Source organism: Cohnella cellulosilytica (assembly GCF_042431195.1).
In the GTDB taxonomy this organism is placed as follows: domain Bacteria; phylum Bacillota; class Bacilli; order Paenibacillales; family Paenibacillaceae; genus Cohnella; species Cohnella cellulosilytica.
The window spans coordinates 125,141-148,513 of record NZ_JBHMDN010000007.1 but is presented as its reverse complement, the minus strand read 5'-3'; the positions used below and the strand labels follow the sequence as shown (position 1 = coordinate 148,513).

The 23,373-nt window shown below is 57.2% G+C and carries 20 protein-coding genes and 1 pseudogene; 16 read left to right on the top strand and 5 right to left on the bottom strand.

Annotated elements, in window-relative coordinates; genetic code table 11:
* Positions 1-78: 78 nt before the first annotated feature.
* From ACFFT4_RS03720 to ACFFT4_RS03675, 10 genes are all read left to right on the top strand, one after another.
* On the top strand, positions 79-225 hold the full coding sequence (locus ACFFT4_RS03720; protein ID WP_378045185.1) for a cytochrome c oxidase subunit 2A: 147 nt from the start codon (positions 79-81) through the stop codon (positions 223-225).
* A 17-nt stretch (positions 226-242) separates the two neighbouring features.
* Positions 243-716: a cytochrome c oxidase subunit II gene (locus ACFFT4_RS03715; RefSeq protein ID WP_378045183.1), complete on the top strand. Its 474-nt coding sequence runs from the start codon at positions 243-245 to the stop codon at positions 714-716.
* A gap of 14 nt (positions 717-730) precedes the next feature.
* Entirely contained in the window at positions 731-2,374 is a 1,644-nt protein-coding gene (locus ACFFT4_RS03710; RefSeq protein ID WP_378045182.1) for a cbb3-type cytochrome c oxidase subunit I, read from the top strand.
* A gap of 8 nt (positions 2,375-2,382) precedes the next feature.
* Positions 2,383-3,027: an SCO family protein gene (locus tag ACFFT4_RS03705; protein WP_378045181.1), complete on the top strand. Its 645-nt coding sequence runs from the start codon at positions 2,383-2,385 to the stop codon at positions 3,025-3,027.
* Positions 3,024-3,581: a hypothetical protein gene (locus ACFFT4_RS03700; protein ID WP_378045179.1), complete on the top strand. Its 558-nt coding sequence runs from the start codon at positions 3,024-3,026 to the stop codon at positions 3,579-3,581. The genes ACFFT4_RS03705 and ACFFT4_RS03700 overlap by 4 nt, the downstream gene beginning before the upstream one ends.
* 277 nt (positions 3,582-3,858) lie before the next feature.
* Positions 3,859-4,188: a helix-turn-helix domain-containing protein gene (locus ACFFT4_RS03695; RefSeq protein ID WP_378045177.1), complete on the top strand. Its 330-nt coding sequence runs from the start codon at positions 3,859-3,861 to the stop codon at positions 4,186-4,188.
* 26 nt (positions 4,189-4,214) lie between these two features.
* The gene (locus ACFFT4_RS03690; RefSeq protein WP_378045175.1) at positions 4,215-4,535 is read left to right on the top strand and encodes a hypothetical protein; all 321 of its coding nucleotides are present in this window, start codon (positions 4,215-4,217) and stop codon (positions 4,533-4,535) included.
* Between the two features lie 193 nt (positions 4,536-4,728).
* A complete protein-coding gene (locus tag ACFFT4_RS03685; protein ID WP_378045174.1) occupies positions 4,729-6,156 on the top strand; it encodes a DUF5005 domain-containing protein in 1,428 nt (475 codons plus the stop codon).
* Positions 6,157-6,177: 21 nt separating this feature from the next.
* Complete coding sequence (locus ACFFT4_RS03680; RefSeq protein ID WP_378045173.1) at positions 6,178-7,164, top strand: ROK family protein; 987 nt, start codon at positions 6,178-6,180, stop codon at positions 7,162-7,164.
* Positions 7,127-9,748 carry a glycoside hydrolase family 38 N-terminal domain-containing protein gene (locus ACFFT4_RS03675; RefSeq protein WP_378045172.1) on the top strand — a complete coding sequence of 874 codons (2,622 nt, stop codon included), beginning with the start codon at positions 7,127-7,129 and terminating at the stop codon, positions 9,746-9,748. Before ACFFT4_RS03680 ends, ACFFT4_RS03675 begins: the two co-directional genes overlap by 38 nt.
* Positions 9,749-9,845: 97 nt before the next feature.
* On the opposite strand, the gene ACFFT4_RS03670 is transcribed toward ACFFT4_RS03675, so the two are convergent.
* Positions 9,846-10,745: a helix-turn-helix domain-containing protein gene (locus tag ACFFT4_RS03670; protein WP_378045171.1), complete on the bottom strand. Its 900-nt coding sequence runs from the start codon at positions 10,743-10,745 to the stop codon at positions 9,846-9,848.
* A 158-nt stretch (positions 10,746-10,903) separates the two neighbouring features.
* Between ACFFT4_RS03670 and ku the strand changes: the two genes are divergently transcribed.
* Positions 10,904-11,740: a non-homologous end joining protein Ku gene (gene ku / locus ACFFT4_RS03665; protein WP_378045170.1), complete on the top strand. Its 837-nt coding sequence runs from the start codon at positions 10,904-10,906 to the stop codon at positions 11,738-11,740.
* Positions 11,741-12,107: 367 nt separating this feature from the next.
* Here ku and ACFFT4_RS03660 read toward each other — a convergent pair whose 3' ends face one another.
* The 4 genes and pseudogenes from ACFFT4_RS03660 to ACFFT4_RS03645 form a co-directional block, all read right to left on the bottom strand.
* Positions 12,108-12,839 (bottom strand): hypothetical protein, encoded by a 732-nt coding sequence (locus ACFFT4_RS03660; protein WP_378045542.1) that lies wholly within the window; start codon positions 12,837-12,839, stop codon positions 12,108-12,110.
* A gap of 18 nt (positions 12,840-12,857) precedes the next feature.
* Positions 12,858-13,019: pseudogene (locus ACFFT4_RS03655) on the bottom strand (transposase family protein); the annotation flags it as partial.
* A 990-nt stretch (positions 13,020-14,009) separates the two neighbouring features.
* Entirely contained in the window at positions 14,010-15,137 is a 1,128-nt protein-coding gene (locus ACFFT4_RS03650; protein ID WP_378045168.1) for a transglutaminase domain-containing protein, read from the bottom strand.
* Between the two features lie 146 nt (positions 15,138-15,283).
* On the bottom strand, positions 15,284-16,126 hold the full coding sequence (locus tag ACFFT4_RS03645) for a lipoate--protein ligase family protein (protein WP_378045166.1): 843 nt from the start codon (positions 16,124-16,126) through the stop codon (positions 15,284-15,286).
* A 230-nt stretch (positions 16,127-16,356) separates the two neighbouring features.
* Between ACFFT4_RS03645 and ACFFT4_RS03640 the strand changes: the two genes are divergently transcribed.
* The 5 genes from ACFFT4_RS03640 (at position 16,357) to ACFFT4_RS03620 (ending at position 23,350) form a co-directional block, all read left to right on the top strand.
* Positions 16,357-18,180 carry a sensor histidine kinase gene (locus ACFFT4_RS03640; RefSeq protein WP_378045164.1) on the top strand — a complete coding sequence of 608 codons (1,824 nt, stop codon included), beginning with the start codon at positions 16,357-16,359 and terminating at the stop codon, positions 18,178-18,180.
* Positions 18,173-19,687 (top strand): response regulator, encoded by a 1,515-nt coding sequence (locus tag ACFFT4_RS03635; protein WP_378045163.1) that lies wholly within the window; start codon positions 18,173-18,175, stop codon positions 19,685-19,687. Before ACFFT4_RS03640 ends, ACFFT4_RS03635 begins: the two co-directional genes overlap by 8 nt.
* A gap of 215 nt (positions 19,688-19,902) precedes the next feature.
* Positions 19,903-21,387: an ABC transporter substrate-binding protein gene (locus ACFFT4_RS03630; protein ID WP_378045161.1), complete on the top strand. Its 1,485-nt coding sequence runs from the start codon at positions 19,903-19,905 to the stop codon at positions 21,385-21,387.
* A gap of 88 nt (positions 21,388-21,475) precedes the next feature.
* The gene (locus tag ACFFT4_RS03625) at positions 21,476-22,411 is read left to right on the top strand and encodes an ABC transporter permease (RefSeq protein WP_378045160.1); all 936 of its coding nucleotides are present in this window, start codon (positions 21,476-21,478) and stop codon (positions 22,409-22,411) included.
* Between the two features lie 24 nt (positions 22,412-22,435).
* Positions 22,436-23,350: a carbohydrate ABC transporter permease gene (locus ACFFT4_RS03620; RefSeq protein ID WP_378045158.1), complete on the top strand. Its 915-nt coding sequence runs from the start codon at positions 22,436-22,438 to the stop codon at positions 23,348-23,350.
* Positions 23,351-23,373 lie beyond the last annotated feature (23 nt).

Below are 23,373 nucleotides of genomic sequence, written 5' to 3'. Positions count from 1 at the left end.
ATTCCTATCACGAACTCGATTCGCCGATCCGCTACGATAGCACCAGGAACCATTATTTATCGAAAGGGGCGTTCGGCGATGGAGTCCGTGAAACCGAATCGCGAAGAAGACCGTCACGAAGCGGTCGACTCGCACCGAGGAACGTTGTTCTCCGTATTCATGGTCGGAATTTTTATTGCTCTCTTGTTTATCGCGGTATTCGGATTGTACATGTCCAGAGTGTAGCCGAAGGAGGGAAGAAGATGAAGCTGAAAATGCATCGCTACGAAGAAATCTGGTTGATCTGCGGAAGCTCCCTGCTGGTAATCTTCATGCTCTTGACCGGGTACCAGACGTTCGCTCTGGGGATGGGACCGCCGAGCCATAGCGAGACGATCGATCCGCAGCAGGTCGATCGGACGGCTCCGTTCGACAAGCCGGGCGTGAACAAGATCGGAGACGCGGAGTACGAAGTGGTCATGACGTTGGAAGCGTTTTCCTTTACGCCGGCCGAGATCGAGATTCCCGCGGGCTCGACCGTGCATTTCATTCTGACCTCCAAGGACGTGGCGCACGGGTTTGAAGTGGCGGGCACCAACGTCAACGCGATGGTCATGCCGGGCTACATCCAGAAGATCACGCAGAAGTTCGGCAAGGCGGGCGAATATCTGATCGTCTGCAACGAATACTGCGGAGCCGGCCATCAATACATGAACACGATCATTAAAGTCGTCTAGAGGAGGCGAGTCGATTGAACAAGCTGCTGGGAGCCCACCCGCGGGACGCGTCCCTGTCGAAAACGTATTTGTTCGTTGCTTTCGCGGCGCTGCTGCTGGGCGGCATCATGGGATTGTTGCAAGCGACGGAACGGGCGGGACTGTTCGAGATGCCAAGCTGGTTCACCTATTATCAAGCGTTGACGACGCACGGAATCGTGCTTGTCGTCGTGCTGACCGCTTTTTTCACGATCGGTTATTTTTACGCGGCACTGTCGCATACGCTGGGGGGCCTGCTGCCCAAGGTCAGAAGCATGGCGTGGATCGGCTTTGCGCTGAAAATCGTCGGCTTCGTGTTCGTCGTCATCCCCGTCCTGATGAACAAGGCTACCGTCATGTACACGTTCTACCCGCCGATGAAAGCCTCTCCGTATTTCTACATCGGCCTGGTGTTTATCGTACTGGGCGTGTGGATGTGCGCGTTCGGAGCTTTCGTTCAGGTCGCAACCTGGAGGAAAAACAACCGCGGCAAGCATCTGCCGATTCTGTCCTTCTTCGCCACGGGCGTGTTCGTGCTGCTGTTCTTCGGCAGTCTGGGCGTGACGGTCGAGGTGCTGACGCTCATTCCGTGGGCTTTCGGATGGACGAAAACGATCAACGTTATGGTCAGCCGCACGCTGTTCTGGTCGTTCGGGCATACGCTGGTCAACATCTGGTATTTGACGGCGGTGTCCGCCTGGTACGTGATCGTGCCGAAGGTGATCGGAGGCAGAAGGTTCAGCGACGTCTTGACGAGATTCGTCGTCATCGCCCTCGTCATCACGAACATTCCCGGCGGCTTCCACCATCAGATTATCGACCCGGGAATGTCGCAGGCGCTGAAATTCATGCACGTCTTCATGAGTCTCGTCATCGCGGTTCCTTCCATGATGACGGCCTACGCGATGTTCTCCGTCTTCGAGCGCCGGGGCAGGGAGCTGGGAGGCAAAGGACTGCTCGGATGGTTCAAAAAAATGCCGTGGGGCGACGTCCGATTTCTGGCCCCCTTCATCGCCATGGTAGCGTTCATTCCCGGAGGAGCGGGCGGCATCGTGCAGACGACCAACCAGTTGAACCAGGTCGTTCACAACACGCTATGGGTCGTCGGACACTTCCATCTGACCGTCGGCACCTCTGTTATCCTGACGTTCTTCGGCATCAGCTACTGGCTGATCCCGTACGTCTCGCGACGCGTATTGACGCCGCGCATCAACAAATTGGGAGTCGTTCAGACGATCTTCTGGACAGTCGGCATGCTGATCATGACGTTCTCGATGCATATCGCCGGTCTGCTGGGCGCTCCCCGCAGAACCTCCTATACGACCTACGGGGATCATGCGGCCGCAATGGGGTGGGATACGTACACGACCCTTGTCGTGATCGGCGCGGCATTTTTGCTGGTCGGAGGTCTCCTTCAGCTGTATGCCGCCTATTATCTCATGTTCCGCGCGCCTAAAGGACAGACCGAGTTCCCGCTGGCCGAGCCCGAAGAGAACGCTTCGGCGACGCCGTACTGGACCGAACGTTGGGGGCGCACGATTATTCTGATGCTGCTGCTCGTCGCCATGGCTTACGTGGCTCCGCTGGTCAATTTTATCTTTGACTCGCCGCCGGGGTCGCCGCCGTTCGTTACCTGGTAGGGTCCGTCATGAGAAGCGGCCGCTCGAATTCCATGGCGACGTTCATCGTCCTTCTTTTTGGAATCGCGTTGTTTTATTGGGGAACCGACGGCTTTACCGCCTACACCGCGGAGTCGGCCAGAGTGAACCGGCTAATCGCCAACCGTCCGACGTTTCCCGAGACGACGTTCGAAGACAGCAAGGGGCGCAGCTACTCCATCTCCGAATTCGAAGGCAAGTATGTGTTCATGACGTTTTTCTATTCGACGTGCGCTACGGTGTGCGTTCAACTGGAGCGTAATATGGGGCTCGTGTACGACGCAATCCCCGCCGGACATCGCGGCCGGGAGATCGAGTTTCTGAGCGTCAGCTTCGATCCGGACCGGGACGACCCCGCGAGATTGGAGGAATACCGGACCTACTTCGACAGCGACGGAGAGACATGGCGGATGGCCAGAGTTCCCGATCGGAACGAATTGGACAGATTGCTGGACGAATTCGGCGTCATCGTCATTCCCGACGAGAGCGGAGGCTTCGCCCATAATTCCGCCTTCTATCTCGTCGATCCGCGCGGGAAATTAATCGACGTGATGGATTATACCCGGCCGGAGGAAGCGGCGGACAAAATCTCCCGAATCCTCGTCCAAGAGAAGGCAGGGAGGGGAAGCGGATGAAGCAATCGCTGTACGGGCTTGCGCTGTTCGTCCTTCTTGCCCTCCCTCCCGTGGCCGGCTTGATGGAATCGGTGATGATCGCTCACATGCATATGCAGATGCCCTTATTGGTTCTGTCCGGCTTCTTGATGGGCAAGTATCCGCAAATCCGCTTGACCGGATTTCTCGGCCGGTGGAACGGGAACGGCGCGCCCGGCATCGTCCTGTTCGCAATTATCGCGGCGTATTGGATGCTGCCGAGGGCGATGGACGAGGCGTTGGCCTCGTTCGGGGCGGAGGCCTTCAAATTCCTGAGCCTGGCGTTTCTATGCGGCGTGCCGCTGAGGGACAGCTGGCCCAAGATCGGCGGCGCGGCCAAAGGCGCAGTCGCGATCGGCTTCACGGCGCTTTTCGCCGCGATGGGACTGCTGTACGTCATCGCACCGGTTCAGCTCTGCAACAACTATCTGCTGCTCGAACAGATCGCGCTCGGCTGGGGCTTTTTGACGACGGCGATCTGCATGGCCGTTTACTTGATCTACCACGCGTTTACGCGTCGTTCCCAATATGAGTGACGCTCCCGCCGCACCCGCCGGAACGGCAGCTCCGAAAACACGACCGCTTGCGGCCGTGTTTTTTGGCGCGGGCCTATTGTCTCTCACGTATACCGGAGACGATATGCTAAGATTAGAGGAAGAGGGCTCCTACGTCAGGCCTATTTGTTCGACAAAGAGCGCTCGATCAAACTTTTTTATAAAATCGTCACCTTCCATGAACCTATAAGTTAACATTGAATTTATGGATATGTAAACGATGAAGGGGGCTTGTTATAGTCGGATTGGGTGATGAACATTGGGCTTCGATTACTCGGTAATTGGCAATCGGATCAGGAAGGCCAGAGAAGAGAAGGGCATTACTCAGGAGACGCTTGCGGAATCTCTGGACGTGTCGAATGCATATATCAGCAAGATCGAGAGAGGCCGGACTCCGGTCAATCTGAACAACCTGGATAAAATATGCGCGGTTTTGGAGACATCCGCCGATTATATTTTGCGCGGCGCGAACACTTCTGGCACGGATTACATGCGCAACGAGATCATAGATATGCTGGAAGGCTGTCCGCCCGAGAAGATCAAGCTGATCGCGCAGATCATTAAGCCGATCGTCGATTACGAGGGATAACGCTATCGCGTAAGGAGGCGCCAGCCTTGGATCTGGATCTGAAAATATCGCACAGCTTTATTCGGAACAAGCTGCACGCAATGGGATTTTTGCATTTGGACGTTCGCACGCAGGGCAGGAGTTTGGTCATCTATTCCATCGAGCCGAACGAAGAGGCGATACGCGCCGTGCTGACCCGGCTGGACAGCCGACAGGATTTCGTGCTGAGCATCGCCAATCATCGCGGCAAATGGCAGCTGGTTCCCGCCATAGGACCGCTGCAGGAGATGATGGACATGCTGACGGACGAATTGGCGTTTACACTCGCCTTTTGGCCCGACGTCGGACCGTACAGAGTCATACAATAACGGCGGCAAGAAGCATGATTCTGCCGCTCCCCTATCCCCCTGACGGGGGATTTTTTGCGTTGTCCGAATCCGACAAATGTCTTGATTTTATAAAAGAAAGACGTCTATTCAGAAAGACGACGGCCTCGCGAGAGTCTTACTATAAAAATAAGCGGCGGAATGCGAGACAAAAGACCAGGAGGTGCTTGGGCCCATGAACGACGAACGCGAGACAAGCCTACCGAAGCGCAGGGGAGATCCGATCCCGGTTAGCCGAAGCTGGGAGGAGGAAGCGGGACCGGGTGGAACATGGACGATTTACGATTTCGGCGCCACATATCCGCTGGGCGAAATCCGCGGAGACACCGACGGCCGCCCTCTTCGGCAAGCCGAAATTTCCCTAGACGGCCGAGCGTGGACGCCGTTCTCCGCTCCGAAGCCGGACGAATCCCGGCGGCCGGAGAGCGTGCCGCATGCAAGATACGTCCGGACGCAAGGGAAGGCCGCCGCCTTCTTGGCCGGCACGGGCCTGGCGGCCGAGCCGGACGAGGAATGGACGCGCCTGTTTCATCGAAAGCGGGGATGGACGGGCTCCGACGGGATCTATTCGATTCCGCTGAACGGCGTGGAAGCGCCGGGTCGCGCGGCGCAAACCCGGACCTTGTTTCTGTTCGGGGACACGTTTATCGGCACGGTCGACGAGCGAACGGACGAGCGCATAGATACGGTCATGATCAACAATACGCTGGCTTTGCTGGAGGGCGGCCGTCCGGACCCGGAGGCGATTGCCTTCCTGTGGAACCGGGAGGGGGAATTGCCGGCCAGCGCGATCGTGCCGCGGACCCCGGCCGGGCTGGCTCACGAAGGCGCGTATTATTGGCTGCAGGACGGAACGTCGGTGGGCGGCAAGCTCCATTGCTTTCCGCTTATCATTGGTCCGAACCCGGACGGTCCGGAAGGTTTCCAATTCGCGGTCCACGGCGTCGTGCGGGTATCCGCTCCCCTGAATGAGGACGGCCCGGTGCTGGCTCGACAGGAGCAGGCGGACACGGATTTGTACTTCCGGTCGGCCGCCGGCCATACGACCTATTTCGGAGCCGCCGTGCTGCCCAACACGGCGGAGGCCGGAGTCCCCGATCCGGACGGCTTCGTCTATATCTACGGGCTGCAAAATGACGGCGTCGCGAAGCTTGTCGTCGCTCGCGTGCCCGCGGAAGAGCTGGAACGGACGGAGAAATGGACGTTCTGGGACGGCAGCGGCTGGACGGCCCGGAAGGAGACGTGCGCGCCGATCGCGTCCGGTGTCTCGGCGGAACTGAGCGTCTCCCCCGTGAACGGCGGATTTCTGGACTGCAAATACGTCCTCGTCATTCAGCAGGGGGGAGTTTCCGGGAACCGCGTGGCCGTGAGCGCGGCAGACAGTCCTGTCGGCCCGTTTAGCCCGTACTTGCCTTTGCATGCATGCACCGAGCCCGAAGAAGGGCATGGCATCTATTCGTACAATGCCAAAGCGCACCCACACTTGTCGCACCCGGGCGAACTTCTGGCCAGCTACAATGTAAACACGACGAGCATGGACGCCCATATGGCGCTCGGCGGCATCTACCGCCCGAGATTCATCCGGATTCGGCAGATTATCTAGAACGAATGGGAGAGCGGGATTATGAAAACCTATACGATCGTATTCGACATCGGCGGCCTGTTCATCAAAACGGCGGTCATGAACGAGCTCGGGAAGCTCGTCCCGGACTCCTATATGATCTATCCGTCCAAATCTCAAGAGGCCAAAGACGAGCTGCTCGCGCATTTCATTGAACTGATCAAGCAGCAGACAAACCGGATTATGGACAAAACGTTCCGGATCGACGGCGTCGGCTACGCCTTCCCCGGTCCGTTCGATTACGAGAAGGGCATCAGCTATATTCGGGGCATAGACAAATTCGAGAGCATCTACGGGGTGAACCTGCGCGAGGAATTGACCGTAAGGCTGGCGAAAGAAAGCTGGTTCGCAGACAAGCATTCGCCCGACTTTCAGATCGTATTCGAGAACGACGCCAACCTTTTCGCGCTGGGCGAATACGCCACAGGCAAGGCAGCCTCGTACGGCAGGGCGCTGTTCTTGACCATCGGCACCGGGGCGGGCTCCGCGTTTCTGGAGGAAGGCGTTCTCGTCAAGCATCGGGAGGACGTGCCCGAGGACGGATGGGTTTACAACCAGCCTTTCCGGGAGTCGATCGTGGACGATTATATTTCCAAAAGGGGGATCGTCCGGCTTATGCGGGAGGCGGGAATGGACGATACCGCTCTGGATGTGAAACAAGCGGCTGAGCTGGCTCGCGGCGGAGACCCGAAGGCGATCGGCGTCTTTCAGCGGTTCGGCGACAGCGTCGGAGAGATGCTGCTTCCATTCCTGAAGACGTTTCGTCCGGAAGCGGTCGTTCTCGGAGGACAGATCGTCAAGAGCCAGGATCTGTTTCTGGATCGCGTGAAGTTGGCGCTCGGCGGGTACGGCGTCGCCCTGGAAGTCACCGAAGACACATCGCTCAGCGCGTTCGCGGGAGTGTCGCTGCTGCTGCGCCAAACCATCAACGGGACGAAAGCGAGGGAAAACGATGGCCGAAATTCGGGACATTCTCGTCTACCATCATAGCCACTTGGATATCGGCTATACGCATCCGCAGCCGGTGCTGTGGGAGCTGCAGAAATCGTATATCGATCAGGCGATCGAGCTGTGCGAGGAGACGGCGGATCAGCCGGAAGACGAGCGCTTCTATTGGACGTGCGAGGCGACCGAGCCGGTCATGCGTTGGCTGGATACGGCAGACGAGGAGCGCGTCGAACGTTTCGCTGCGTGCGTGCGGAGCGGACAGATCTGCCTCACGGCGGTCAACCTGCACAGTACGCCGCTCTGCTCCGCAGAAGAGATGATTCGCGCGCTGCGTCCGGTCAAGCGGCTTCGCGAGCGCTTCGGAGCGCCGATTCGCACGGCGATCAACCACGACATCAACGGCCAACCCTGGACGTTCGCGCAGATTTTGCCGGACGCGGGCATCGAGCTCTATACGACCGGCATCAACATTCATTTCGGAGGCATTCCGTTCAAGCGTCCGAGCGCGTTCCGCTGGGCGGCGCCGAACCGCCAGGAGCTGCTTACCTTCCACGGTGAGCATTACTCGCTGTTCACGCAGTTCGGGGAGCTGTGGGAGAACGACATGGTCAAGATGAAGGCGGGCCTTGATCGCTACTTGTCCCGTCTGGATAACGAAAATTATCCTTACGATTTCATCTATCTGTCGGCGACCAATATCCCGCTGTTCGACAACACGCCCCCCGACTCCGAGCTGCTCGGCATGATTCGGCGTTGGAACGCGGAAGGGCTCGGTCCCCGAATTCGCATGGCGACGCCGGAGATGCTGCTTGAGCGGCTGCGGGGGCTGCCGCACGAGCAGGTTCCCGTCCATTCGGGAGATTGGACCGATTATTGGAACTTCGGTGCGGCCAGCTCCGCGGACGAAACCCGCCTGAACCGCAGAGCCAAAGCCGCTCTCCAGAGCGCGGAGTTTCTGGCCGCTTTCCGCGGACAGCCGCTGTCCGCAGCGGAGGCCGGCCTGTACGACGAAGCTTGGGAGCAGGCGCAATTGTACGACGAGCATACGTGGGGAGCCAACATCTCGGTAACCGACCCCGATGCGACGTATACCAAAGTGCTGTGGGGGCACAAAGCCCATTTCGCCCATCAAGCCAACAGCCTCAGCGGTTATTTGCTCAACCGCGAATTGGAGCGCTTCGCCGGCAACCCGCCGCAATCCGGCAAACCGGAAGGGACGCTGCTCGTGAACGCTTCGTCCGTGGAACAGACCGTCGACCTCCGGCTGCCGGAGCATTGGTATCATGGGGGACGCCATTTGACGGCATCGCGTTTTTGCGTGCACGCCAACAACCTGGACACCGATTGGAGCCTGCCGTCCTTCGGCTCAATCACCCTGCCTCCCTTCAGTTGGAAGAAAGTGCCGCACGCCGCGCTTTCACGCGCCGATAGGGGGAACGCCGATATAAGGCTGGAGCCGGGAAGGATCGAGACGCCATACTATCGGCTCGATTACGATCCGCAGACCGGAAGGATTTCGGAGCTGTTCGCCAAAAAAGAGAACTGGTCGATAATCGATCCGGACAGCGAATGGACGTGGTTTCAGTACGTGCACGAGACGCCCGATCCGCTGCGCGGGAGGCGCCATCGGGAGACGCTGTTCCTGCGCGACATCGACAAAGGCAATAACAGCGTCAGCTGCTGGAACAACGATTGGAAGGCGCGCCGAAGAGGCGCGGACCGGCTGTTGTCGTCTTCCGTCGCCGAGCACGACAGCGGCGTTACGCTGACGTTGGTTTGGGAAGCTCCCGGCGTCCGCAGGCTGGAGCAGCGAATTACGCTGTTCCGCGATCGTCCGGATATCGAGCTGCGGGCCCTGCTGGACAAGACGGACGACCGGGAGCCCGAGTCGCTCTACTTCGCGTTTCCGCTCCGTTTGAACGCAGGGTGGGAGGCTGTCTTTGACACCGCCGGCTCGCCGGTGCGGCTGGACGACGATCAGCTGCCGGGCGTCAGCCGGGACTGGGTGACGACGGATCGCGCGGTATCGGTGCACGACGGCCGCAACGGAGTTATCCTGGCTTGTCCGGATGCCCCGCTCGTGCAGATCGGCGGCTTCAATTTCGGCCGGGAGAGCGCTTCGATTCCGCGCGACGCCAATCCGCTCCTGCTGGCTTGGCCGCTGAACAATTATTGGGATACCAATTTCCGGGCCAGCCAGCCCGGCTCGATCTCTCTGACGTATCGAATCCTTCCGTTTTCCGGCCCTTTCCGGCCGGAAGAGATGACACGCTGCGGACTCGAAGCTTCGCTGCCGATTCAACAGTTTCCGGCTTGCGTCTGTCCGGAAGAAACGGGCGGAACTTTGCTGGAGGTATCCGGCGAAGGCGTCGCTGTCACCTACATCAAAGCCGCCGACGACGGTGACGGCATCATCGTCCGGCTTCAAGATATCCGGGGCTCTTCGGGGAGACAGGCGGCGCTATACGCGCTCAAATTGCCGGGTACAGCCATCTCTCGCGCCTTCCGCGTAAACGTGTTGGAAGAAAACGCAGAGAAGCTGGAGACGACCGGGGGAGAAATACGCGGCATGCTGGAGCCTGGAGGACTTTCGGCCATCCGCATCGCGTTTACGGCGTCCACGTAATCCCTCAAAAAAACGGTTGGCCGGGCTTATCCCCGCCAACCGTTTTAACATCCAACTGTTATAACATCCAACCGCTTTAACATCCAACCTTTATGCATCAGAACATCTCGCTCTGCTCCTTCAGCTTTTTGAGGAATTGCCCGGGCGGCTCGCCCATTTCGGCGCTGAACACGGTCGTAAAATAATGCACCGTCCCGAAGCCGGTTTCCTGGGCGATCCGCTTGATCGACCAGTCCGTCGTCGTGAGCAGAGATACGGCTTGCCGAATTCTTTCTTTTCTAACGTATGCGGAGTAGGGCTGCCCGAGCTCCTCGCCGAACAGGCGGGAGAGATGGCGCGAAGACACGTGCAAGTAATCGGCCACCGTCGAGAGCTTCAGCTCTTGGGCCAGATTGTCGCGAACGTACAGCTTCGCCCGGTGCACCAGCGTGGATGAGGAACTGGGAAGGTACTCGGCTCTGGCCGGCCCTCGTTGATCGGAGAAGGCGCTTTCGAAAGAAACGATCAAAGCGCGAGCCAGCCCGAGAACGCCCTCCTCGAGAAAATGCCTCGAATCCCCGATCTGCCGCAGTAAAGCAAGCCAGATCAGAACCGAGGGACAGCTTTCCGCGTTGCGGAGGAAAAAGGTGCGGGATTTTTCCAGATTTCGAAATCTTCTCTGCCCCTCCGTGGAAGACTCCGCTGGAATGAGCTCGAAAGCGACAAACACGATGTACAAGCCTTCGTCGCTGACGATCTGGTGCTTCAGATTAGGCCGCGACATAAACAGCGTGCCCGGCCCGATAGGCAGCCGATGCGAGCCTTCCTCGTAAGTTCCGCTTCCGTCAAGCACGTAACACATTTCGAAAAAGGAATGCTTGTGAACGCCGTTCGTAAAAAGCTTTTTTTCACCGCCCCAATAGTGAACGTAGAAGGTGAGCTCCGAGCCGCTCAAAGTCTCGGCGTAGTCGTTGAGCACGGCATTGAAATGATTCAAATCCTGCTGCGTGAATTCCATTGTTCGACACCATCCGTTACTTTCATCTTAACGAAGGAGACATTCCAAAGCAACGGAAAGCGGCGCCTTCCTTCTTCATTTTCTCCCTTGTAAGCGAGTATTCGATCCTATCATTTGGGCAATCCTGTTGATAGATTGCGATAACGGGAGGAAACCGAATGCATGCCATGTGGAAAGGTACCCTGCAGATTGCCAAAATCCAAATCCCGATCAAGCTGTATGCGGCGACCGAAGACAAGGAGATTGCGCTAAAAACGCTTCATGCGGCCTGCGGCGGAGCTCTGTCTCATCTGAAATACTGCCGGGCCTGCGAGGAGAAAGTCGAACCGGAGGACGTGCGCAAGGCATACGATCTGGGCGGGGGCAATTACGTCGAGCTGACCGAGGAGGAACTGGAAGGGATAGCGCCTCCCGCTTCCAAAACGCTGTTCATCGAACAATTCGCCGACGAGTCGGACGTAGCCCGCATCCGTTTGAAAAAGCACTACTATGTCGGAAGCGACGAGTTGGGAGACGAGACGTTCCGTTTGCTTCACGCCGGTCTTCTTCGAACGAATAAAGCCGGGATCGGATACATTACGCTCAGATCCGCCCAAAGCCTTGCCGCTCTATGGCCGACGCCGGAGGGGCTTGTTCTCTCTACAATGCTCTATGAAGACGAGCTTCGCCCGATGGAGCGCATCGCTTCCGCAGGCAACCGAGCGCATGCTCCAATTTCCGAGAACCACCTTTTCGTTTTCCGACAGTTGATTGATGCGATGTCTTCCCCGTTTGTCGGAACGAAGTACCCGAACAAATACGATACCGCTCTGCGAGCCCTGCTCGAAAATAAAATGACCAAACTTGCTCCCCAGCAACGCGCTCGTGAAGAACCCGCCGTGAAGCGGGAAAACCACCTCGGGGACCTGCTGACCAACCTGACGGCCAGCCTGGAGATGGCCCAAAACGGCGATGATTCGTTCGCTCCGTCAGGGGATGACAGCCTCCCTCATTGAGGCTTATCCCCTCGTCTCCATATTAACCCAGACTTCTGCGCCTATCCCGGTTATCCCGACTGCACGCTCCTCCGTATTTTTCCCGCTTATGACCATTATCCCCTTGGCTCCGGTTTGACTCAGGCAGCGATGCTTTTCCCGCCCGCCCGTTCCCCCGGACTTTTCGCGTCTTTTTCGCGCCTATGGCCATTATCCCCTTGGCTCCGTTTTGACCCAGGCTGCGATGCTTTTCCCGACCGCCCGTTCCCCGGGACTTTTCGCGTCTTTTTCGCGCCTATGGCCATTATCCCCTTGGCTCAGAAGTAAAGGCAGAATACAGCGAGCCTCTCTAATACTTGATTTTTTAAAAAGCAGGGTGGCAGGCCGTCTAACAAGCTTCGCGAAGCAATCTCTCGTACTCGATTTTGCGTTGGGCTGAATAATCTTCTCGCTGGATCAGGTTGAGGTAAGTCAGTGTAGGGGTTATGGCGATATAGCTTAGCAATACTTGAAAAGGGTTGGTTTTCCGCTGCAACTGATTGTACCCGAAGCAGTACTGATCCAGATAGGATTGAAGATGCTTCGGTCCTATACCGCTAAATGTCCAGTTTATCCAATTGGAAGCATTCGAAGCCATCTGAAGAAGCGGTCTGTATCTGTGAATACTGAATTCTTGGATAACGATAGTGATGTCCGCTTTAGCGGAGTCGACATGCTTTTGGACAAACTCGTGGCTTCCCAGGGAAGTAATTCGATCTTGGATGAGATGGCGGTCAGGAACTTGTTTGATTTTGAGATGAGTGATACCTGCCTCTGCGGAGATCGTTCCTCCCAGAATCAGGGGTTGTTTTTGGGGATGCCTGAAAACCGTCGGATTGTGGGGACGACCGTATCCTCCGCAATTGACCCGGACAAGTCCGGAAAGCAGTTCTTGAGAATCGCAGGCGGACATGGCGTGACGTATTTTGTGACAGATCAGCCATGCGGTTTTGTAGGTGGTGCCGATCACGGAAGCCAGGCGGAATGCGCTGATTCCTTTCGGGCGGGCATGGAGAAACAGGGCTTGAAACCATAACGTCAGAGGCGTTCGGCTGCCTTCCATGATCGTGCCGACGATCAATGAGGTTTGGCGGCGGCATGAGCGGCATTCGTATAACGGTAGTCTGCGGGTCCGGAGTTCATAGTATTCACGGTGACCGCAACCTGGACAATTGAACCCATTGGGCCATCGCGAATGAAACAAAGCCTCGGCGCATAAAGCTTCCGTGGAGTAACGTGTGCAAAATTGCTCAAAGGTCATCTCGTTAGAAATTGGAGCCACCCGCTTTCATGAACGATTGGAGATAGATTGCGTCAATTGAACGAATGTGATTGTTGACTGAGAAGTTTGTGTCTAGAACATATGTTCTTATTATAATTCAATTTTGGGTTTTTTACAACATTTTTCAAAAAAAAGAAATTGTAAAATGAAAAAAACGTTTGCTAATGTTCGATTGAAAACCCAGAAAGTGGATAGGTCGGGGGGGCGAACGATTTCTGAGCAGAAGGGATAGTGGCCATAAGGGAAAAAATGAGAAGGAGCGAGGGGGGAGAATGAGGGCATAAGAAGCGGAATCTGAGAGACGGAGAGTGGGAGCTGAAGATGAGGAGGGAAATGGGACGAGTTATAAAACGGATATTGCAGCGGAATCTGAGCCGAGGGGATAATGGCTATAAGGTGGAAGAAAGGAGGAGAACGATGCAGCGAAAAATCGCGAACAACAGAGAAAGAGTGAATATTCGTGAGCATTATTCAGGAAATCGGCTGAATTTTCGATAAAACTGAATTATCTGAATATTTAACTTAATGTAAAGATGGGCTATAATAAAGGCAGCAAAACAAGGTTGCCACCTTAAGACGATTGTTCTGCTTCAGGCGAATTTAGGTGACCAAACGGCGTCCAAAGGCAACTCCGAGACGGTCCGGCTCACCCCCAACGCATACTCGCCTGAACTGACAATATACATGACGGATCGGAAGGGAGAATCATCCGATGACGTAGCGAAAGGCGAAGCGTGCCAGCCTACCTCCCGGCATGCGGGTATCCAATGAAAGAGCAACGCCAAGCAACACATAAGCAAGAAGAACGTGGATGGTTACATGCCAAGCATGTTCGAGCAAGGCAAATTTAGGAGCGCATGCTGCGCATGTATCGGAGGTCTGAGCGAGTACAAATGAATAGTTTACCGCAACGCTAGCCTCGGCCATGCAGACGCATGGTCGGGGCCTTGATGTTTTAAAGGCGCGGATTTAGCGGTGAAGCTGAATGCGAAGAAGCTTGTCGTTGGCCGGCGTGCGGGTATAGTCTTCAAGCGTGTAGCTGATGCGCGAGGCTCCGGATTGGGCGTTAAACGCTTTTTTGAGGTCTGAAGTTACGCTAATTCCTTTCGTGTAGCGGATGATGAGCTCGGACTCGCCGTTGTCCGCGGCCGCGCGGATTTGTTCCGTCAGCTCGGAGACGCTGGAAGCGGTATAGACGTCTTCCATATAAGCGTAGCCCATCAAGCCGTGCAGCTGCCGATAGAAGCTTGCCTTGCTCCCGCCTTTTTTGGCGAGCTCCGAGACGACTTGGCCGTAATCGGTCGAGGCGGCGGGATAACCGGTCGATAGGGACCATTTATGATCGACGCGGATTTGAGCATCCGTTAAATTATAGTAGTTATACTGCACTTTGCCGACGGCATCCGGTATAGGGTCGTTCCAGGTCGTGTCCAGATGATACCATTTTCCGTCGATTCGCACGAGATTCCATGTATGGGCCCTTCCACGCGAAGTTCCTTCGACGATCTGCACCGCCACTCCTGCCTGTTTCATCATTTCGTAGGTGAGCAAGGCATAGCCCTGGCAGACCGTGGATCCGTCTACTAGCCCGTCGTAAGCGGAATGGGAGACAAGACGGGTGTCGTAGGCCAAATTCGCGACAACCCAGTCGTGAACGGTTTTGACCCGCTGATGGTCGTTCATGCCGGGGGTTAGGATTCTTTTGATAACGGATGCGACCTGTTTGCGCACCTCGGCGGTCTGGGCAAGCGATTCCCAGTAAGTAAAGCTGAAGTCGATCGTTGCGGAATTTCCTTTGATGGCCGCCTTATATTTGTAGGTCTTTACGATATAGTGCAGGTAGTCGTCGGAACGGATCGCCGCTTCAAGAATATCTTTGATTTCTTGCTTAAGCGTGGCGTTTTTAAGGCCTACGTATTTCAGTTGAATGGTGCTTTGCCGATTGGCGATAGCGGTTACGATATCTTTTTGCAGCCGTGCTTGTGACGTTGCGCTGTCCGCGGCATGAACGATCTGGAACGAGCTGCATGCCGAAGTCAACAGCAGCACGCCTAATAAGAGCGAGGAAGCGATCAAAGCTTTCAGTTTGTCGTTCATACGCGGCGTATCCTCTCTCTCGTCCCGTCAAGGCTTCCGGGCAGCGGCGGCGCTCCCGTAAACGGTTATATTCGTAATATAGCATACCGTTCGTTCGGCCGTACATCTTTATTCCCTTCGTTAAAGTGGTCCGTTCTTCCTATCGATTAAAATTTGTTTTCGCTCATCATGTACCGTGTTCGCAGCTCTTGACCCATGTCGGCGATGGCTTGGGCGTCGGGCAAAATCACGGGCGAAGGTCTGCCTCCGTCCTCCGCTGCGTTCCGAACGATGCTTGCGAGCGAGTCGGCGAACGCTTCGGCGGAATCGAGGCCCGCAAGAGCGCGTTCTTCCAAGCTCGTCATCGTTTCCGGCCGAACGTCGGGATAGGCTCCCGATTGCGCGCCGGCTCCAGCGACCTCGTAGAAATTCCGGACGAGCCGGGCCCGCGCGGCTCCCGAGCCTTCGACGACCACGAACGCCTGGACGATCATGGCCCGAAGCTGTCTTCGCTGGGCAATTCCGCAAAACTTCAATCCGTCCAGCGACAAGTCGTAATCGCCCGGGCAATAAGAGCCGGGCACTTCTCCCCGTTCGATCCCACGTCCATACAAGCTTGTCGCACGCCGAATCAGCACGTACATTCGCTCGAAGTCGGCACGGAAATCCTGCGTCCCGCTCGCGGTGATCGGCAGGATGAGGGACGCATTCACAACCCCGAGATCCAGAGGCACGGCTGCGCCGCCGGAGCTGCGAACGAGCACGGAATAGCCCGCCCTCTCCAGCATATGAGCCGCTTCCGCCGCATGCGGCAAACGGCTGTCCTTCGATCCGATAACGAAGGCCCGCGGATGCCGCCATAGATGGCAGATCGGCGGCTCCCCGCCCCCGACCGCTCTGCCGAGCCATTCGTCCAGAGCGAAAGCCTCCGCGACGTCGGCGGCTGCGGGCTCTCTTGTCCTGTCCAGAACCCGCATGTCCGCCATCCACTCCAGTTCATTGATACGCAACGGATTGTCCTCCTGCCGGCCGTTCGAATTCATGTTCCATGGTTCATCTTATTTAGCATACCATCCTTTCGGATAAATTGACGATGTCACTCCCGTGCTATTCCGTACGGTCGCAGACAAATGTATTTCCGTCGCGGGCGCGCAGGAGCCTTTAATATTCGGAAGTTGGGTTTCCCTGGGCATATCTGCTATGATTTATCCATAAACCCAAGGACGAGGAAGGCCCTCCATTGAAATTCGGAAAGCTGTACCGCAACTACATCCGCAACAACTTGTTCGTCAAGGTCATTTTCGTGCTGGCCCTGATCGTGAACGCGACGATTATTACGTTGTCTTATTTGCTGTTTAACCTGTTGTCCGCGTCGGTCATCGAAGGCGAATTGAACAACCAGAAGCAGGCAATGGACCGGATTAACCGTTACCTGGAGCAAAAGTACGACTGGATGCAGGACGCCGTATCGGATATTTATCGCAACGGGGCGCTGGCGAGCAATGTGTCTTATTTTCTGAAGCATTCTTACGGAGACTATGTGCAGTACATGCTGGACCAGAACTACGAGGGCATCGGCTCGACGGACGCGGTGAGCTACTTCGCGGGACGGATGGAATCCGATCCCGATATCCAGAACATTATTCTGTACAGCTCCCAGAGGCAGGAGATGTACGTCTACGATTCGAGAGGAGCGAGCAGGCTGTACGACGTGAACGCCACCCGCTCCTATCTTCCCGAGATTATGGCCGCCGAAGGGCCGGCCGCCTCCGTGCCCAACGTCTGGGTCCGCAAAACGATCAATCAATGGAATCCCCAGCTGTACGGCATGAGAAGCCGCCTGAACGACAAAAACTCGCTCGAAAACATCGGCCAGCTGCTCGTCTATTTCGACGCGGGCATGGCCGGCCGGGCGCTGGAGCACAATCGCGCCCCGCTTAAGGGGACGATACTCGTGCTCACGCAGGACGGCCAGGTGATGCTGGATACGTCCAACCGCTACTACGGCGCGCCGTTCCCCTATCTGGAGCAGGTCCGGTCGCTGAACGCGATCGAGAAGCTGGACGAGCCGGCCTACATCTCCACGCTGCCGCAAAACAAGGCGGGCTACACCGTCGTCGGCCTCTCGCCCGTGCGCGAGGTCGCCGAAGCTTACGCCGGGCTGAAGCGGACGATCGTGCTTGTCAGCGCGGTCTGTATCTCCGTCGCGATCGTCATTCCGTCCCTTGTCATCGTCAGCGTGTCCAGGAGGACGAACCGGATTGTCCTGTTCATGAAGAAGGTCGAGAACGGCAATTTGACCGCGCGCCTGCAGGACCCGCGCGAGGACGAGCTTGGACAGATCTCGCACAGCTTTAACGAGATGCTCGACGAGCTGAACCGCCGGATCGACCGGGAATACAAGGCGGAAATCCGCCTGAAGCAGACGGAGCTGTCCGCGCTTCAAGCGAGAATCAAGCCGCACTTCCTGTACAATACGCTGGAGGTCATCCGCATGCGGGCGGTGTCGCGGGGAGCCGACGACGTCGCGGAGATGATCTACAGCCTGGCCGCGCTATTCCGCAACTCGGTCAGCGCCAATCCGGAATGCACGCTGCGCGAAGAGCTGGAGATGTGCAGGCTTTATCTGGAGCTGTTCCGCATCCGATATAAAGACAAGTTCGCTTATAAAGTCGAATGCGAGCCGGAGCTGGCGAGCGCCGTCGTTTTCCGGCTGCTGCTGCAGCCGCTCGTGGAAAATTATATCGTCCACGGGCTGGACACGGAGCGCAGCGACAACTTGCTGGAGCTGCAGGCGTACCGGGACGGCGAGCTGATCGTCGTGCGACTTCGCGACAACGGCAAAGGCATGAAGCCGGAGGAGCTAAAGAGTCTGGTGCGGGAGCTGGCCGATCCGGAGAGCCCGGAAGGAACGTCGTTCGGCCTGCGCAGCGTCAACGACCGGCTGAAGCTGACGTACGGGCCGGCCTACGGATTAACCCTCGAGAGCGAGCCGGGCGCGGGCACGACGGTCACCGCGGTCTGGCCCGCGGACAAGGAAGGAGCGGATTCGGACGATGTATAACGTGCTGCTCGTCGACGACGAGCCGTTTATTACCGAAGGATTGATCGATGCGGTCGATTGGTCGGCCTTCGGCCTGGAGGTCGTCGGCAGCGCCGAGAACGGCAAGCGGGCTTTGGAGCTGCTGCGTCAGGTGCCGGCCGACATTCTGATTACGGACATCTCGATGCCGGTAATGAACGGCTTGACGCTGATTCGGCAAGCCCGCGAGCTGCTGCCCGACCTGAAGGTCGTCATCCTGAGCGGCTACAACGAATTCGATTACCTGAAGGAAGGGCTGCGCCTCGGCATCGAAAATTATTTGCTCAAGCCGGTTCACTTCGACGAGCTGCGCGAAACGCTGAGCGGCACGGTCGACAAGCTGAACGCCGCCCGGCCGGAGCGGGCCTTCGGCGAGGACGAAATCGGCATTCTGCGCGACAACGTTATGAAGCGCTGGCTGACCGGGCGGATCGGCCCCGCGGAGCTGGAGGAGAGGCTGGGAATGCTCGGCATCGGGCCGATGAAGCCGTATTCGGCGGTCGCAGTCGTGCGCGCCCCCCGCGCTTCCGGAGACGGATACGCGGAGGCGGCCAAGCTGCTGGCGGGCGAGGAAGCCGTCGTCCTGTTCCGGGATACGGAAGGGGACGACGCGATCGCCGTGTTCGGCATGGACGATCCCGAGCTGGGCAGGAGAATGGCGGAGAAGAAGCTGTTATCGCTCGTCGAGGCGGGAGAAGGGCAGCTGCTCGTGTCGCTCGGTGGCGCGCAGCCGACGGGGAGCGCGGGAGAGAGCTACGAGCAGGCGCGGCGCGCGCAGCCGCTGTTCCTGATCGCGCCGGAGCTGCGCTTTATCGATTGCGACGAGCTGCCTTCGGCTTCCGCGGTCGCGCTGCCCGACGGGCTGCTGGAATGGGACGCGTATGCCAAAGATTTCGTCGCCAAGGACAAGCCGGAGCTGCTGCGCCGCATCGCCGCCGACTTCGCCGCGCTTCGCTCCGCGGGCGGCGCCGATCCGGCGCGGGCCAAGGGCGCCGCCGTCGAGCTGATCATCCGCATGAAGCTGGAGACGGACAAGCTGAACCGCCCCGACGCCGCCGAAGCGTACCGGAGCGCCCTGGATCGGGCCGTAGGCGCGGATTCGTTCGAGGAGCTCGAGGAAGCGGTAACGGCTGCGGCGACGTTCTCCGTCGATTCGTTCGCCGGGGAGGACATGAGCCCGGTCATCAAGCAGGTGCTGCGCCACATTCAGGAGCATTACGCGGAGCCGATGACGCTTAAGTCGCTCGGGCAGACGTATCACATCCATCCGAACTATCTCGGCCAGCTGTTTCACAAGCAGACGGGGGAGACGTTCGCGGATTATATCAACAAGTTCCGCATCGGCAAGGCGAAGGAGCTGCTGCTGGAAAGCCCGCTGAAGGTGAACGAGATCGCCCGCCAGGTCGGCTACTGGGAGATCGGCTATTTCTACAAGCAGTTCAAGAAGCACGTCGGCATCGTTCCCAGCGAATACAAGGGATTGCTCTGAAGCTGGTCTTGCGCGTCGCGGCATCGCAGGCTCCGGACAGGCTCCCGCGATAAACGATTTCGTTCTGCAAGCTGTCGAAACTTGCGGAACGAAGTCGTTTATTTAGTTTGTCCATGGAATCTTTGGTTTCTAATATTTTTGAAAATGGTTTCATCCTTTAATATTCAAGGTGGAGATGCAACATACTTAGGCAGATAGATAAGGGAGGCCATAACATGAACAGCACACGCAAGAAATTAACGTTCGGACTGACGTCGATTCTGGCCGCGTCGCTTGTCCTCGGCGCGTGCGGAAGCAACAACGCTTCCGACAACTCCGCCGGATCCGGCGGCGACAAGGGCGATACGGTCGAGCTGAGCTGGTACACGATCGGCACGCCGCAGAAGGACACCGACAAGGTCATGGAGGAAGTCAGCAAATATACGAAGGAAAAAATCGGCGCGACGGTCAAAATGACGATGATCGACTGGGGCGATTACAACCAGAAAATGCAGGTTCTGACCGCTTCCGGTTCTTCGATGGATATCATGTTCACCGCTTCGTGGGCTTTCGATTACGTGCAGAACGCGCGTAAAGGCGCCTTCGCCCCGATTGACGAGCTGTTGGACCAATACGGCCAAGGCATCAAGGACACGCTGGACCCGGCGTTCCTGGAAGGCTCCAAGGTCGACGGCAAAAACTACGGCGTTCCGGCCAACAAGGAGCTTCCGGCCCAAGAGGTATGGCGCTTCAACAAGAACATTCTGGACGAGAACAACCTGAGCTTCGAAGGCGTCCGCACGCTGGAAAGCCTGGAGCCGCTGCTGAAGACGGTCAAGGAAAACAATCCGGACGTCATTCCGCTGCAGGTGGACAAGAGCTTCATGCCTTACGTGCCTTATGACTATCTGATCGAAAAGTTCCCGCTGGCCGTCAAGCTGGACGACACGGAGTACAAGGTCGTCAACATCTTCGAGACGCCGGAGTTGATGCAGGCGCTCGCGACGATGAACAAGTATTACAAAGCCGGCTACGTTCCGACCGAAGCGGCGACGCTCGAATCGTCGAGCGACGTACAGGCGACCGGCCTGTGGTTCGCCGACAAGGCGACGACGCAGCCGTTCGCGGACAACGTCTGGTCAACGAGCTACGGCTACCCGATCGTTTCGACGCCGCAGAGCGACGCGCTCGTGTACAACCTGTCGGTAATGGGCTCGATGCAGGCGATCTCGGCCAACTCCAAGCATAAGGAGAAGGCGATGGAGTTCCTGAACCTGCTCAACACCGATCCGGTGCTGCGCAATATGGTCGACTCCGGCATCGAAGGCACGCACTACAAGAAAATCGACGACACGCACATGGAGAACCTGCCGGAGTCGAAAAACTACGACATGCCGACGTTCGCTCTCGGCAACGTGATGCTGACGTACTTGAACCCGGGCGACCCGGACAACAAGTGGGAAGAGTTCAAGAAGTACAACGACGCGGGCCAACCGGCCATCCTGCTCGGCTTTAACTTCGATCCGTCGAAGGTGTCGACCGAGATCGCGGCCGTACAGAACGCGAAGGAAGCGTTCTGGGCTCCGCTGATGACGGGTACGGTCGATCCGGAATCGTACGTGCCGAAAGCGATCGAGAAGCTGAAGGCGGCCGGCCTCGACAAGATTATGGCCGAAGCGCAAAGCCAGCTCGACGCCTGGAAAACCGCCAACAACAAGTAAAAAGCGATAGCGCGGGCGAATGATCGGCATTCGCCCGTTTTTCACGATTGGGCTTGTCTTGCATTTTACAGCGCAAGGGGGATTGTTCATGAAAGCCTTAGGGCGCCATCTGAAGGATATCAACCGCAACAAAGCCATGCTGCTGATGGTCCTTCCCGCCAGCCTGTGGTTTATCTGCTTCTCGTATTTGCCGATGCTCGGAACGATCATCTCGTTTAAGGAGTATCGTTTTAGCGGCAGCTTCCTGTCCAGCATCATCAACAGCAAGTGGGTCGGCTTCGACAACTTCAAGTTTCTGTTCCGGACCGACGACGCTTATATTATTACGCGCAACACGATTCTCTATAACGCGGTCTTCATCTTTATCGGCCTCGTGCTGGCCGTGGCGATGGCGATCGTCCTGTCCGAAATCGCAAACAAAAGACTGGCGAAATGGTACCAGACGGGAATGTTCCTGCCGTACTTCCTGTCGTGGGTCATCGTCGGCTATTTCGTATATAGCTTCCTCAGCTTCGACCGCGGCATGCTGAACAAGATCGCCGTCGCCGTCGGGGCGGACCCGGTGCAGTGGTATTCGGAGCCGAAATATTGGCCGCTCATTCTCGTGCTCGTCTTCCTGTGGAAATCGCTCGGCTACAACAGCGTCATCTACCTGGCCGCCATCATGGGCATCGACAAGTCGCTGTACGAGGCGGCGATGATCGACGGCGCGAACAAGTGGCAGCAAATCCGCAACATTACGCTGCCGATGCTGACGCCGCTGATGACGATTCTGACGCTGCTGGCGATCGGACGCATTTTCTACGCCGACTTCGGCTTGTTCTATCAGGTGACGCGGGATTCCGGAACGCTGTATTCCGTCACCAACGTCATCGACACCTACGTTTACCGCGGTCTGAAGACGACCGGCGAGATCGGCATGAGCACGGCGGCGGGCCTGTATCAATCGTTCGTCGGCTTCATTCTCGTCATCACGTCGAACTACATCGTCCGCAGGTTCAACAAGGACAACGCGCTCTTCTAATTTTGGCGGAAAGGAGCAACCCTCATGGCCTCTTTGGCGAAATCGCGCGACTTTCACCGGCTTTCCCCGGTCTGGAACGTCACGTTTAATCTAATCGCGGGCTTGTTCTCGCTGGCGTGCGTCTTCCCGTTCCTGTTCGTCATGATTTTGTCGTTCACCGACGAGAAGACGCTGGCGCGCAACGGCTATTCCCTGTTTCCGGAAAAATGGAGCCTGGCCGCGTACGAATACATTTTCAAGGCCGGCGATCAGCTGCTGCGCTCCTACGGAGTGACGATTTTCGTTACGGTTATAGGCACGGCGCTCAGTCTGATCTTCATCTCGCTGTTCGCCTACGCCATCTCGCGCAGAAGTTTCAAGTATAGAACGTACTTCGCTTTCTTCGCTTTTTTCACGATGCTGTTCAACGGCGGGCTTGTCCCTTCCTATATCGTCACCACGAAGCTGCTCGGCCTGCAAAACTCGATCTGGGCACTCATTTTGCCGCTGGCGGTTAACGCCTTCTACATTATGATCATGCGGACGTTCTTCTCCACAATGATCCCGGACGCGATTATCGAATCCGGCAAAATCGACGGAGCGGGCGAGTTCGGCATCTTCTTCCGGCTTGTCGTCCCGCTGGCGCTGCCGGGCCTGGCCACGATCGCCCTGTTCAGCACGCTCGGCTATTGGAACGACTGGTTTAACGCCCTGCTCTACATCGAGGACCCGAGCATTGTGCCGCTGCAGTCGATGCTGATGCGCATCGAGAACAGCATGCAGTTTATTTTGCAGAATACGAACAATCCGTCCCTGGGCATGGGCGTGCTGCAGTCGATGCCGCAGGATACGTCGCGAATGGCGATGGTCGTGCTGGCGACCGGCCCGATCGTGCTGGCCTATCCGTTCTTCCAGCGTTACTTTATTCAAGGCTTGACCGTAGGCGCCGTGAAGGAATAACGGGTCTGCGCGAAGAAATGATA